Below are 13,568 nucleotides of genomic sequence, written 5' to 3'. Positions count from 1 at the left end.
TCAGTTCGTGCTGTGGTCCGGGACGTCTTCGACCTGCTCGACCGCGTGGGTGGCCCAAAGCTCATCCTCGCCCGCATCCGGCAGATCGCTCGGCTTTTCATGGCGGTGAACATGCCATTTTGCAATGAACAGAGCCGTGATCGGGGCCGTGAGGAATAAAAACAACGTGATCAACAACTCGTGCAGCGACAGCTTGCCTTCCAGCAGAACCGAATGGCAGATCGAAGCCAGAAGCACGCCGCCAACCCCCAAGGTTGTCGCTTTGGTGGGGGCATGCAGACGCGACATCGGGTCTTTCAGCTTGATCATTCCGAAGGATCCGACAAAGCCAAAGATGCCCGATACGATCAGAAAGACGGTGATCAAAAGTTCGAAGAAAAACGTCATCCCGCCCTCACTCGATAATATTGCCGCGCAGCATGAATCGCGCGTAGGCCACGGTTGAGACAAAGCCCAGCATGGCGATGATCATGGCGGCCTCGAAGAAGATTTCGGTGCCCTGATCAAGCCCATAGAGGATCATCAGCGCGATGGTGTTAATGACCATCGTGTCCAGTGCCAGAACACGGGTGCCGACCCCGTCTGCAGTGATGATCCGCCACAGGCACATCAGGATTGCCGCTCCGAAACAGGTGAATGCGAAGTAGATGGCGTATTCGATCATTCGAAAATCTCCTTCAGGCGGCGTTCATAGCGTTGTTTGATCTGGTCCCGAACAGCCTCGGGGTCAGGAGCGTCCAAGCAGTGGACCAGCAGATTGTGCCCTTGTGCCGACAGATCGCAACTGACCGTGCCAGGGGTCATAGTGATGGTGCCCGCTAGGACAGTGATCGCTTCGGGTGTGCGCAATTCTAACGGGACGCAGATCCAGTTCGGTTGGCGATCTGCATCGCGTTTGAACAGGATGATCCGGGCGACGGTGATATTGGCCATCACGATGTCCCACAGAACGATCAGCAGATACTCCACGATCATCGGCCAATTGCGCAGTCTCGGCTGATCTGGCCAATAAGGCTGTGTAATAAAGGGGATGATGATCCCGAGGATGAGACCGAACACCAGCGAGTTCAAAGACCCGTTGTTGGCCAGCAGAACCCATACAACTGTCAGCAAAAAGGTCAGATGCGGGTGCGGGAATACGCGGCGCAGCAGCTTGATCATTCTTCCCCTCCCAACACGGCCGAGATGTAGTGCTCGGGCGTAAACAACTGTTCAGCGGTTTGGCTTGTGTAGTCCAGTGCCGGTCCGGCAAAGATGGTCAGCAGGATCAGCCCGGCAACCAATCCAAAGACCGACGTAAAGGCCAGACCCGGTTGCGGTTCGGGTGCGGGCAGGGGGACGGCCTCCTCATCCACAGTGTCCTCGGAGCCGAGATGCTCGGCATCGTGGCTTTTCCAGAAGATCAAAGACCCGGCTCGCGCCAGTCCGACAATTGTCACGAACGACCCGATCAGAACAACCGCCCATACCGAGCTGGAACCCGGCGCATCGCGTGCGGCATCCAGAACCAGCAGTTTGCCGATAAAACCCGAGAGAGGCGGCATACCGGCCATGGCGATGGCCCCCACGAAAAACAGCCCCGAGATCAGCCCGGTCTGCGCCATGGGTGTCATCGGGGTGATGGCCCCGCCACGCCGCTCCATGACCAGATCAGCAACCAGGAACATGAGTGCCGTCGCCAGCGTGGAATGGAACACATAATACAGCGCGGCTGCGCTGGCCTGAGGCGTAAACAGCGAGATCGCAATCAGCAGCGTCCCCATTGAGGCGATCGCGCAGAACGCAACCATCCGCGCAATGTGTTGTGAGCCCAGAATACCTATGGCTCCGACTGCAAGGGTGACCAGAGCCGCCGGTTGCAACCAGTCGCCCGCCAGCCCTTGGGTCGCTTCGACTTCGGGCCCAAAGGCAAGCGTGTACATCCGAATGATCGAATAAGCACCGACCTTGGTCATGATCGCAAACAGCGCGGCCACCGGCAGTGGCGCATTGGCATAGCTGGCCGGTAGCCAGAAATGTAGTGGCAGAACGGCGGCCTTGATACAGAAGACCAGCAGCAGCAGCACCGCGCCCACCCGCAACAGGGCGGTATCTTCAACTGGCATCTCAGCCACGCGAAGGGCAATGTCGGCCATGTTCAGCGTGCCTGTCACACCATAAAGCGTGCCCAAGGCAAACAGGAACAGGGTCGAGCCCAGAAGGTTATAGGCGACATACTGCACGCCTGCTTTCAGGCGAACAGAGCCGCCCCCGTGGGTCATCAGACCGTAGGAGGCGATCAGAAGGACCTCGAAGAACACAAATAGGTTGAAGGCGTCACCGGTCAGGAAGGCCCCGCACACACCCATAAGCTGGAAATGGAACAGCGCGTGGAAGTGTTTCCCCCGGTCATCCCAGCCCGAGGCGATGGCATAGAGCACAATGGGCAGGGCCAGCAATGCGGTCAGCAGCACCATCATGGCCGATAGCCTGTCCAACACCATGACAATGCCAAAAGGTGCCGGCCAATCGCCCAGCTCGTAGACCTGAATATCCCCGCCCGACGCCTGCGCGGTGATGGTCAGTGCGATGCCTAGCAAGGCGACAACGCCGGCGACCGAGAAAATACGCTGAAGGTCCAGATGATAGCGCAGGACCATGATGATAAACGGAGCCAGGATCGCAGGAAGGACGATCGGCGCAACGATCCAGTGGTTCATGCGTCTTCTCCCGGCGCGTCTACGCTGTCCTGTGGGCTCATGTCGATATGGTCATCCTTCGAGGACAGATAAGCCGACAGCGCGATCATCACGATCACGGCTGTCATCCCGAATGAGATCACGATGGCTGTCAGAACCAGCGCCTGCGGCAGCGGATCGGTATAGGGGACGTCTTTGTATTTGTTCAGAACGGCAGGCGCGTTCAACGCCAGACGTCCGGTGGCAAACAGGAACACGTTCACCGCATAGGTGATCAGCGACAGGCCAAGAATGACCGGGAATGTCCGGCGACGCAGGATCAGGAAGATCCCGGCGGCGGTCAGAATGCCTACGGCAGAGGCAACCAGCGCTTCCATCAGGCCTGCTCCTTCTCTTCGTCTTGTTCTGGGGGATCATCCCGCAGCGGGTTGATATCCATCGGGAATTCCTGCGCCATACCCGGCCGCCATGCAAAGCGCGACAGGCTATCGAGCGCCAGCATCACCGCGCCAAGAACCGCCAGGAACACACCCGTGTCAAACAACATGGCAGTGGCCCATTCGAACTCTTCCAGTGGCGGCCAGTTGATGTATCCGAAATCGCTGGTCAGGAAGGGGCGTTCATTGAACCACGCGCCCAGACCGGTGGCCGCAGCGATCAAAACGCCCCAACCGATGGTGCCGTGATAATAGAACCTTTGTCGTTCGATGGCCCATGTGTAGCCGCTGGCCATGTATTGCATGAGGAACGCAATCGCGACGATCAGACCCGCGATGAAACCACCCCCGGGCTGGTTGTGGCCGCGGAAGAAAATGTAGGCGCCCACCATCAAGGCAATCGGCATCATCACGCGAGTTGCGACCACCATCATCAGCGGATGCGAGTCTCCCGATTGTGGCCAATGCGGTTTGCGGTTTAGCAGGTAACCGCGCACATTTGTACCCAGAACCGCCTCGGTCAGGGCAAAGATGATCAGCGCAGCAATGCCCAGCACGATGATCTCACCAAAGGTATCAAAGCCCCGGAAGTCGACCAGAATGACGTTCACCACATTGGTGCCACCGCCGCCTTTGTACGAGTTCGCCAGATGGAAATCTGAAATTGTCGGGAAGGCAAAGTCGCGCAGCATGATTGCGTAGATGAGGGCTCCACTCCCGATACCAGCGACTACGGAAATTGCAGCGTCGCGCCAACGCCGCGCTGCACTGCTGTCCCAAGGTGTCTCGGTGGGCAAAAAGTTCAGTGACAACAGCAGCAGGATCATCGTTACTACTTCGACCGAAATCTGGGTCAGCGCCAGATCCGGTGCCGACAGATAGTTGAAGGCAACCGAAACGATCAGGCCAACGACGCCGATCAGCACCAGCGAGAGCAGGCGGTTGCGGTGAAACCACATGATTCCCAGCGTCGCGCCGACCAGGCAAATCCAGCCGATGATTGGGATGAATTGCGCAGGCAGCGGTATGCGGGTCTCAACACCAATCGTGCCGGTCGTGTAGGCGTAGTAGCCCAGCCCAACCGTGAAAGCGACAAAGATGATGGCATAGCGGCTGAGCACACCGTTATGAAGCTCATCCGTGATCCAGCGACTTAGCTGTGTGAAGCGGTCGATCAGCGCTTCGAAGATCACCTTGGCCTCGGGGCGGGGCAGAGTGTTCCAGAACCGTTCGCAATGCTTGTGCAGCCCCAGCAGGAACAGGCCCCCTAGCGTCGCGACGACAGACATGAAGAGGGCAGGTGTGAACCCATGCCAGAGTTTGAGTGAGTAATAGGGCAGTTTCTCGCCACCGATAACTGCGCTTGAAACTACGGCCACCAAAGGGCCGACAATAGCTGCTGAGTTCAATCCGATCAGGATCACAAGAACCACAAGGAAAGCTGGCGCAATCCACAATCCAACCGGCGGGTCATGGGGATGGGCTGGGTAGTCGTTGCGCTCAGGTCCGAGAAACACGTGACCGACAAATCGGAAGGAATAGGCCGCCGAAAACAGCGCTGCCACAAGGGCCAGACCCGGCACAAGGTAATGCAAGTGCAACCATGTGGTGTGCACGGTTTCTTCCAACATCATCTCTTTCGATAGGAAGCCGTTCAGCGGTGGTAGGCCAGCCATTGAAAGCGCTGCAATCGTGCCGATTGTAAAGGTGACTGGCATCAGGTGGCGCAGCCCGCCCAGCCGTTTGATATCACGTGTACCGGTCTCATGATCGACGATCCCGGCGGTCATGAACAGGGCGGCTTTGAACGTCGCGTGGTTGATGATGTGGAAAACGGCTGCGACTGCGGCGAACTTGGTGCCAAACCCCAGCAGCATTGTAATCAGTCCCAGATGTGAGACTGTCGAAAACGCAAGCAGGGCCTTCAGATCATCCTTGAACAACGCAATCACCGCACCCAGCAGCATGGTCACCAGTCCTGTCGTGGCCACGATGTAGAACCAGGCATCGGTGCCTGACAGAACGGGCCACATCCGCGCCATCAAAAACAGACCGGCCTTCACCATCGTGGCCGAGTGCAGGTAGGCCGAGACCGGCGTTGGCGCGGCCATTGCGTGCGGCAGCCAGAAATGGAACGGGAACTGCGCCGATTTAGTGAAGCAGCCCAGCAGGATCAGGATCAGGGCGGGCAGATAGTAGGGTGAGGCCTGTATCAGCTCTTTGTTCTGCAGAATGATGCTTAGGTCGTAGGACCCCACGATATTGCCCAAGATCAGCATCCCGGCGATCATCGCCAGCCCGCCGCCACCCGTGACCGCCAGCGCCATCCGCGCACCCTGTCGACCTTCAGGCAGGTGTTTCCAATACCCGATCAGCAGGAAAGAGCTGAGCGACGTAAGTTCCCAAAAAATCAGCAAAAGCAGGATATTATCGGACAGAACAATTCCGACCATCGCACCCTGAAACAGCAAAAGATAGGTGTAGAACTGCCCCATCGGATCCTCTCGCGACAGGTAGAAGCGCGCGTAAAGGATGATCAGCAGGCCGATACCCAAAATCAGCAGGGCAAACAGAAAGCCCAGCCCATCCAGCATGAAGTTCGCGTTCAGGCCCAGACCCGGGATCCAGTCGAACCGCGCCTTCACGACCTCGCCACGCATCACGGCCGGGATGTGGATCAGCAACCCCATAAGGGCAAGAAACGTGGTCAACCCAGCGGCAGATGCGGCTGCGTTTCGTCCTGCCCGGATCAAAAGGGCTGGAAAAACAGCTCCGAGAAAGGGAAGGGCCGCGATAAGGAATAGGGACAAGTGCGATACTCCGGTGTGGGCGGTCGATATGACTGAATTTGTAAGGATAATTTATTGGCTGCAGAGAAATTGCAAGGTTTCGACAAGGACTAAAGGGTGTATTTCGGGCAGAACCCTGCTGCGTGATAATGACGCGAACTTGATCGCGGTGGCCATTCTTGACCAAAGCGTCTTTATCTTTGATGTGCTACAACAAGGCGGTCAATGCAAAAGGGTGCCGCATGGCAGAGAAGACAAACCTCGCCCGAAGATGGGTTTTGCTGGGGGGCGGGGCGGCCCTTGTCGCTGGCTTTGCAATCCGCGAATACCGTTTGATTCCACAGGATTATTCGGGCGATCAGCTTGATGTCGCGCAGGCGCATCAAAGTGCGGTTTCCGGTGACATCCTGCTGGTGGATATTCGCACCCCGCGCGAATGGAGGGCGACCGGCATTGGGCAGGGCGCGCAGCCGCTGGATATGCGCCGGGATGATTTTGTGGCGGCTTTGTTGCAGTTGACCGACGGAGATCAATCTGGCCCGATTGCCCTGATCTGCGCACGGGGCGTGCGGTCTGCGCGGTTGAGCAATCAACTGACCGAGGCGGGATTTACCAATATTATCGACGTGCCAGAAGGTATGCTGGGGTCAGCGGCCGGGCCGGGTTGGGTTCGGTCCGGATTGCCCGTCGAGACGTATTCTGAGGGGACCTGAGCAAGATGAAATACTGGTTATCTGCCTGTTTGGCCGTTGCGGCCCAGTCCGCATATGCTGGTTGCGGCCCGGATGAGGGCACATGCAAGACGGCCTTGGGCGAATATCACATCGAACTGCCCAATGCCGAAAACCCGCCTTTGCTGGTATTCTTGCATGGCTATGGCGGCAGTGGGTCCGGCACCATGAACAACCGCAGCATGGTCGAGCCCTTATTGGCCCGTGGATACGCCGTTATGGCCCCCGAGGGTCTGGAAAGACCTGATCGCGGCGGCACCAAAAGCTGGAATTTCTACCCGGGCTTCGGTGAACGGGATGAGACAGCCTTTCTGAGCGAAGTGGTGAACGATGCGGCAGAGCGGTTCGGCATCGACAGCGATCGCGCGGTTCTGGGTGGGTTTTCAGCCGGAGGGTTCATGGTGAACTATCTGGCCTGCGACGCGCCCGAGACATTCTCGGCTTATGTGCCGGTTTCCGGCGGGTTCTGGCGACCACATCCAGAAGCCTGCAATGGGCCGGTGCGCCTGTTCCATACGCACGGCTGGATAGACAATGTCGTGCCGCTCGAAGGGCGGCTGCTTGGAGGTGGTCGTTTTCATCAGGGTGATATCTTTGCCGGGCTTGAAATCTGGCGTGTTGCCAACGGATGCGTTGACACCAAACCCAGCGGGTTTTCCACGACCGGTCCATTCATGCGCCGGTATTGGAGCGGCTGCGCTGATGGCAGCGCGCTGGAGTTCGCTCTGTTTCCCGGTGGCCATACAGTGCCAAATGGTTGGGCGGACATGATGGTGGATTGGTACGAAGGTCTGCCCGGCGGATAATCACTCTGCCGGGGTCATGCTTCCCTTACCTTCGATCAGACGTTTCAGCTCATCCCGATGACGACGGGCTGATCGGGTGATATCTGGCTCAGCAAAATCCTCGCGCATTCCGACCATCTGGCGCGCCGCCCCGGCGGATACGCCGCTGAGTGCTGACAGTGGGATTGCAAAGGCCAGGCTGATGGCAATCGGGGCCAGCCAGATTGAAACCAAACCGGCCAGAATACCAACACTGAGCGCGATGCCGCTAACGGTTTCCAGCGCATGGCAAAAGATCAGTGTGCGCAGACCATAGCTGCCTCCGTCGCGCGCCTGCGGTGACCAACCTTTTTGCAGGCCCAAGGCGGTGCGGAACACGGCAATCATCTGTTGCACCATCAGGATCGGCGCGTAGAGGATCGACAGGATGACTTCGAACAGGAACGAGGTGAAGAACCGCCGCCAACCGCCGAAATCTGAATAGCGGACACCGCTCAGCGGTAGGGCGGCCACGCCCAGAACCTTGGGGGCCAGCAGCATCGCGTACATGACCAGAATGATCAGCACGTGACGGGTTTCGCTCATCTCGGGCCATTGCGGAAACAGTGGGTTGTCCGGGCTGAAATAGTGCAGAACTGACGCCTCTTCACCCTGACCGATCAGTGCCCACATCAGTAGCAGTGCAAACCACAGCGGCGACATCAGATAACCAACCGCACCATGGAACATGTGAAACCGCGAGACCGAGCGGAACCCGCGCGAGCCCAGCAGTTTCAGGTGTTGCAGGTTCCCCTGGCACCAGCGACGATCCCGCATGGCGTGATCGATGAGGGTGGGTGGTGTTTCTTCGTATGATCCACGGATACGCGGCAGGAAACGCACGCCCCATCCGGCACGGCGCAGCAGACCAGCCTCGACGAAGTCGTGGCTCATGATCAGCTTATCTTGCCCGTTGAACGACCGCAGCTTTGGCAGGCCTGCACAGGTGGCGAAAGCCTTGGTTCGGATGATGGCGTTGTGGCCCCAGTAATTGCCTTCTTGTCCGCACCAGCGGGCCAGACCTTCGGCAAAGGCGATGCCGTATACACCATTGGCGAATTGTTGCATCCGGGCAAAGACCGACTGTGCGCCAATCAGTTGCGGGTAGCTTTGGATCAGCCCCGCACCGGGGTCACGGGCCAGCGAATCCGTCAAGCGGGCGATGGCGCGGCCGGTCATCAGGCTGTCCGCGTCCAGCACCAACATCGCATCCCAGTCGCCACCCCAGTGGCTGACCCAGTTGGCGATGTTGCCCACTTTGCGATCCGTGTTCTGTTCGCGGCGGCGATAGTAGAGTTTCAGATCGGGGGCTAACGTGGTGCGTAGCGCCTCGATACTGGCTTGTTCCTGTGCCGCGATTTCGGGGTCGCGGGTATCTGACAGAATGAACATGGCGTATTCGTGCCGACCGCCGCGTGCACGCAACTGTTCCAGCATGGTGCGGGCATTGCCCAGAACAAACCAAGGAACCTCATTGTAGATCGGCATCAATAGGGCGACGCGTAGCGGCTGTGCGCGGCCCTGAGCGACGGGTCGTTCTTGCCGTGATAGCGAGATCATGCCCAGCAGGACGGTGCAAACCGTGAACGAGATCCAGAAGAAGTTGAACGAGATCAACGCCAGCAGAATGCCTTCGACCAGGTTGATCCCCTCGGCCCCGAACCAATCGGTCATAACCCATAGCAGGCCAAGTGTTGCCACCATGGCCGGGGAAAAGGCCAGCGCGCGCCAGAACCCGGCTGAGCGATGTTTGCCTGATGGCACCTCGGCATCGCGGAACCCGGCGCTGAAGTCCTGAGCGGGCATCGCCAGTGGCGCCTCGGGTGGCATGATATGCAAATCGCGGTTCATGCGGTCCAACGATACAGCCACACTTCGGAGGCCGGGCGTTTGTTGACCAGCAGCTGCGCGCGCAGTTCGACATGGTCACGCTCATCAGGTTGGAAGGAAAACGCCAGCCGCACACCGCCGGTATCGGGGTTGCGTTGCAACACACCATCTGAGGTTTCCGCATGAGGCGAATTGGCAAAGATGGTAACTGCGTCCAGATCATCGAACAGCTCACTGGGTTCGAAGTCGATCACGGCCAGACGGCCCTCACCAAAGGTATTTTCGCCCATGGCCGTGTTGATCACGCGTGGCATCGGGGTGCGCTGCGGTTCCTCACCCCAAATCAGACGATAGGTCAGATCAACTTGACCACCAGCAGCATAGGGTTCTGCCGGACGCCAATAGGCAACGATATTGTCGTAGATCTCTTGATCGGCAGGAATCTCAACGAGCGTCACCGTGCCCTTGCCCCAATCAGAGCCGGGCTCGACCCATAGGCTGGGTCGCTTGTGATAATTCGCCTCAAGATCCGCATAGTCCGAGAATTCGCGCTTGCGCTGCATCAGGCCAAAGCCCTGAGGGTTCGTATCTACGAAGGACGAGATTTGCAGACGGGTCGGGTTGGCCAGCGGCCGCCAAATCACCTCTCCTGCACCGTTGCGGATGAGGAGCCCGTCGCTGTCATGCACTGCAGGGCGGAAATCGTCGAACCGGCTGTGGTTGGTCTGGTCGAACAGGAACATCGAGGTTCCGGGCGCGATGCCGACATGATCCAATTCGGTACGTGGGAACAAGGTGGCATCGACATCCATGATGCAATCAGCGCCTGCGGTCACATTGAACCGATAAGCCCCCGTTACGCTGGGGCTGTCCATCAGGGCGTGGACCACCATATTGCGTTGGCCGGGTTCCGGTCGTTCCAGCCAGAAGCGGATGAATTCGGGGAATTCCTCGCCATCCGGATCGCCTGTTTTCAGCGCCAGGCCACGTGCAGACAGGCCGTAAACCTCGTGCAGACCGATGGCGCGGAAATAGCTGGCCCCTTGCCAGACGCAGAACTCATCGGTTTCGCCGGGGCGGTGCATTTCAGTGCGCAGGCGCAGGCCAGAGAAACCCAGGGTTTCGTCGATCGGTAGGGCCGGAACATCTTTGGACTTGTCGAACATGTCCAGGTCGAAGGTGACCGGTCTGGTCATGCCTTTCTCAACTGTTGACACTTTGACCGTGCGCGGGAAATACAGGCCGGGCGTGAAGAAATCGACGTTGAACGGCGTCTCGGTTTCATACCACAGCGCGCGATCCAGCCGGAACCGGATCGAGCGGTATTGCTGGTACGTCAGGTCCTGCCATTCCTGCGGCACCATCTCGCGCTCAGCAAAGGGGCGGCTGGCCAGTTCGCGGGCAAGCTCGATCACATGGCTGCGGTCAAACGGCACATCCCCGCCCGAGGCAAAGGTGGCCGGCGCCAGAAATAGCGCTGAAGTAGAAGCCAGAAATGCGCGGCGCGTCAGGGTCATCTCTTTGATTTCCAAGGCTGTGATTTGAACCAAGCCGCCAGATAGGCCACCGCGATGATCATGGCAAAGCCAATCGTGTTGGCGGCGAAGACGGTGGCAAAATCCCGCCCAGCCTGATCCAAAGCAACGCCGATCAGGCGCGCTGCAGCCATCGAAAAGACGAAGACGGCAAGTGACTGCTGGCCCACTTTGGTGATCAGTTTCAACACTACTTGCCAGATGCGCGCACCAAGGCTGTGCCCCGAAGCGATCAGGCGGTGTCCATGTTCACCGGCGACGACCCAACCCAGATAGGCCAGTGACAGGAAGTGGATATAGCGGAACAGGCCGAACTCGGTCTTGCCGCGCAGTTCCTTGGTCAGGGGCCAGATGTCGCGGATTTGCTCGGCCAGGCCCGGGGCCGCGGATTGTACCCACAGAAATACCTTCCACGACCCAATCGGCGCGGACAGAAACAGAAAGGCAATCGCTGCCCAGATCAGCGTTTTTGAGACCGGAGGGGCCGGGATCCAGCCACGCATGAAGGCAAAGCCGGTGAAGAACAGCAATTGCCAGCCAAACGGGTTGAAGAACCATTGCCGGTCCGACCAAGGCTCGGCCGGAAGGGCAAGCGCGCCGGTCTGAGCCACCAGCCAGATCGACACCGAAGCCAGCGCGACGGCCCAGAACCCGATGCGCGACAACGCCATGAACAGCGGCATCATCGCCAGCACAACCAGATACATCGGCAGGATGTCAAAGTAGTTGGGCACATAGGTCAGGGTGAAAATCCCGACCATCTGCGGCAACGGATCGTTGAAGAAATGCTGCAGGTTCAGGGACGAGACGTAATTCTTTGTAAACAGGCCGGAATTATCCAGCGCCGCCATGGTCATGGCGACAAAGAAGAACAGACAGATATGCGCCCAATAGACCTGCCAGATGCGGAACGCCACGCGGGCGGTGCCCATCCACCAGCCTTTGCGCAGGAACGCGCCGCCAAAGGCGATGGCCGAGGCCATGCCGGAACAGAACACAAAGATCTCGGTAGCGTCGGAAAACCCGAAGCGCGCCGGAATCCAGCTTGTCCAGGGGTTGCCGGGGATATGGGCAACCAGAATGATGAACATCGCAATGCCGCGATAGAAATCCAACCGCGGATCGCGCATCGTTGCCGGGGCCGCCGCATGGGCCGCCGCAGGCGCAAAATCAGAAGCGGGCGAAACAGTCGCCATACGTTTTCTGTCCTTCTTGGTCTTTTGGTTATTCAGCCGGGACGCTTTGCGCGTCGCCGCTGTCGCGGGTCGCTTCGATCAATGCGCGGCGCACTAGTGCGTAATTGTCCTCGCCTCCGGCGCGTTTTGCGCGGCGATCATCCAGAATGCGCTCGACTGCATCCAGACGACCTGCGCGCAGGCCGGAATCAATTGTGATGCGCTCGAATACATCACGCTGGGCGTGGCTGCCACCGGCCAATTGCATACCGGCCCGAGCGGTTGACAGGAAGTCAAAGGCCGCGCCGTAAAGCCCGTCGCCAAACGCCTCAAGCCCCTTGGCGGCTGCAATGCCCGGATCAGACATGCGGATCGGGGTGTCACCCTGATTGCGCTGCGCATCCTTTTGGATACGCTGCAGCATTTTCCCGGTTGCTTCGCCACGATTGTCACCGGTCAGGGCCAGCAGGTAGTGCAGGTCAGCAAAGATCAGGCAGCCATCCTCGGTCCGAGCGGCGCTGAGATCGGCCAGTTCCTCCCAACGGTTGCCGACATCGATCCCCTCAAGTTCGAGCCGCGAGAGCAGAGATGTGGCATTTGAGATATCGCGGTAGTCGTCGGTCTTATCCTTGCGGATATGCTGATCGTATAGGGCCATCACCTGATCGACCTGACCCAGATCCAAATGCATCAATGCCTTGTGCCACCAGACGTGATAGCGGAAGTTGTTGCAATGGGCCCAAGCGTCCTCACGTCCGGCCAACCAATCAAGGCCCAGTTGGGCATTGCCCGTCATTTCGTGCACATGGGCCACCGCATGCAGGCCCCAGGCATCGTCCGACACCATCCACAGCGCCTGACGCCCGGCAATCTCAGCCTTCTGGTAAGCACCGGTTTCTTCTAGCGCGAACGAATGGCACCCCAACAGGTAGCCGCGCCCGGCATGATCGGGCTCATAGGCAGGCAAGATGCGTTCGATCGACCGACGCATCCCTTCGGCATCCCCAAGAACAAACCGGGTGGCATGGCTGAGTTTCATCGCCAGCGTATCGGTTGGATGGGTGCGCAGAATCTCTTCGAACTTCTGAATCGCTTGCGAAGGCAGGTCGGACAGATAGAGTGACAGTGCCTCAACATACAGCCGTTCGCGGGCTGATACAGGGTGGCGCTCCATCGCAGTGGAGGCCGCGGTCAGCGCTTCGGCTGCAACAGGCAGCATTTCGCGCCGCCCCAGCAGAACCATGAACAAGCCCTTGATCGCATGGCCCAGAGCAAAATCCGGTTCCAGCTCAAGCACCTTGCCCAAATGCTGAGGGGTGATTGCCGCATGCGCCATGAACCCAAGCAGAACACCATCCCACGCTTCGGCACTGGCCGAGTGGGTCAAAGTGTTCATCTGTCCAAAAACGTCTTGTTTCATACTTGGGTCCAATCCGACTGAGATATTCGACACTGTTTGATTTATCAGAGTGTGCGGGCGGGTCGTAACAGTATCGACCCTGCTCTCGAATTGGTGAAAACCCGTGTGTGCGAAAATTGAAAAAAACCGCCGATTCAAGGGCATGTTTC

At 58.6% G+C, this 13,568-nt stretch carries 12 protein-coding genes; 2 read left to right on the top strand and 10 right to left on the bottom strand.

Annotated elements, in window-relative coordinates; translation table 11 throughout:
• Genes ACR0KG_RS15070 through ACR0KG_RS15045 form a run of 6 tightly spaced genes read right to left on the bottom strand, consistent with a single transcriptional unit; the run spans position 1 to position 5,925 of the window.
• Positions 1-387, bottom strand: coding sequence for a Na+/H+ antiporter subunit G (locus ACR0KG_RS15070; RefSeq protein WP_480498967.1), 387 nt, complete (start codon positions 385-387; stop codon positions 1-3).
• Between the two features lie 7 nt (positions 388-394).
• Positions 395-664, bottom strand: a complete 270-nt coding sequence (locus ACR0KG_RS15065) for a K+/H+ antiporter subunit F (RefSeq protein ID WP_170532030.1) — start codon at positions 662-664, stop codon at positions 395-397.
• Positions 661-1,158: a Na+/H+ antiporter subunit E gene (locus tag ACR0KG_RS15060; protein ID WP_480547915.1), complete on the bottom strand. Its 498-nt coding sequence runs from the start codon at positions 1,156-1,158 to the stop codon at positions 661-663. The genes ACR0KG_RS15065 and ACR0KG_RS15060 overlap by 4 nt, the downstream gene beginning before the upstream one ends.
• Positions 1,158-2,699: a monovalent cation/H+ antiporter subunit D gene (locus ACR0KG_RS15055; protein WP_480827723.1), complete on the bottom strand. Its 1,542-nt coding sequence runs from the start codon at positions 2,697-2,699 to the stop codon at positions 1,158-1,160. Before ACR0KG_RS15055 ends, ACR0KG_RS15060 begins: the two co-directional genes overlap by 1 nt.
• Positions 2,696-3,055 (bottom strand): Na+/H+ antiporter subunit C, encoded by a 360-nt coding sequence (locus tag ACR0KG_RS15050; protein WP_480547565.1) that lies wholly within the window; start codon positions 3,053-3,055, stop codon positions 2,696-2,698. Before ACR0KG_RS15050 ends, ACR0KG_RS15055 begins: the two co-directional genes overlap by 4 nt.
• Complete coding sequence (locus tag ACR0KG_RS15045; protein WP_480827722.1) at positions 3,055-5,925, bottom strand: monovalent cation/H+ antiporter subunit A; 2,871 nt, start codon at positions 5,923-5,925, stop codon at positions 3,055-3,057. The genes ACR0KG_RS15050 and ACR0KG_RS15045 overlap by 1 nt, the downstream gene beginning before the upstream one ends.
• Before the next feature lie 221 nt (positions 5,926-6,146).
• On the opposite strand from ACR0KG_RS15045, the gene ACR0KG_RS15040 reads away from it, so the two are divergent.
• On the top strand, positions 6,147-6,617 hold the full coding sequence (locus ACR0KG_RS15040; protein WP_480827721.1) for a rhodanese-like domain-containing protein: 471 nt from the start codon (positions 6,147-6,149) through the stop codon (positions 6,615-6,617).
• 5 nt (positions 6,618-6,622) lie between these two features.
• Entirely contained in the window at positions 6,623-7,441 is an 819-nt protein-coding gene (locus tag ACR0KG_RS15035; protein ID WP_480827720.1) for a CE1 family esterase, read from the top strand.
• On the opposite strand, the gene mdoH is transcribed toward ACR0KG_RS15035, so the two are convergent.
• Genes mdoH through ACR0KG_RS15015 form a run of 4 tightly spaced genes read right to left on the bottom strand, consistent with a single transcriptional unit; the run spans position 7,442 to position 13,419 of the window.
• Positions 7,442-9,310 (bottom strand): glucans biosynthesis glucosyltransferase MdoH, encoded by a 1,869-nt coding sequence (gene mdoH, locus ACR0KG_RS15030; protein ID WP_480827719.1) that lies wholly within the window; start codon positions 9,308-9,310, stop codon positions 7,442-7,444.
• Complete coding sequence (locus ACR0KG_RS15025) at positions 9,307-10,806, bottom strand: OpgD/OpgG family glucan biosynthesis protein (protein ID WP_480827718.1); 1,500 nt, start codon at positions 10,804-10,806, stop codon at positions 9,307-9,309. The genes mdoH and ACR0KG_RS15025 overlap by 4 nt, the downstream gene beginning before the upstream one ends.
• The gene (locus ACR0KG_RS15020) at positions 10,803-12,020 is read right to left on the bottom strand and encodes an OpgC family protein (protein ID WP_480827717.1); all 1,218 of its coding nucleotides are present in this window, start codon (positions 12,018-12,020) and stop codon (positions 10,803-10,805) included. The genes ACR0KG_RS15025 and ACR0KG_RS15020 overlap by 4 nt, the downstream gene beginning before the upstream one ends.
• A gap of 28 nt (positions 12,021-12,048) precedes the next feature.
• Positions 12,049-13,419, bottom strand: a complete 1,371-nt coding sequence (locus ACR0KG_RS15015) for a tetratricopeptide repeat protein (RefSeq protein WP_480827716.1) — start codon at positions 13,417-13,419, stop codon at positions 12,049-12,051.
• Positions 13,420-13,568: the final 149 nt, after the last annotated feature.

It is taken from the genome of Ruegeria sp. H4 (genome assembly GCF_056533065.1).
This window is presented reverse-complemented; position numbering and strand designations above follow the sequence as displayed.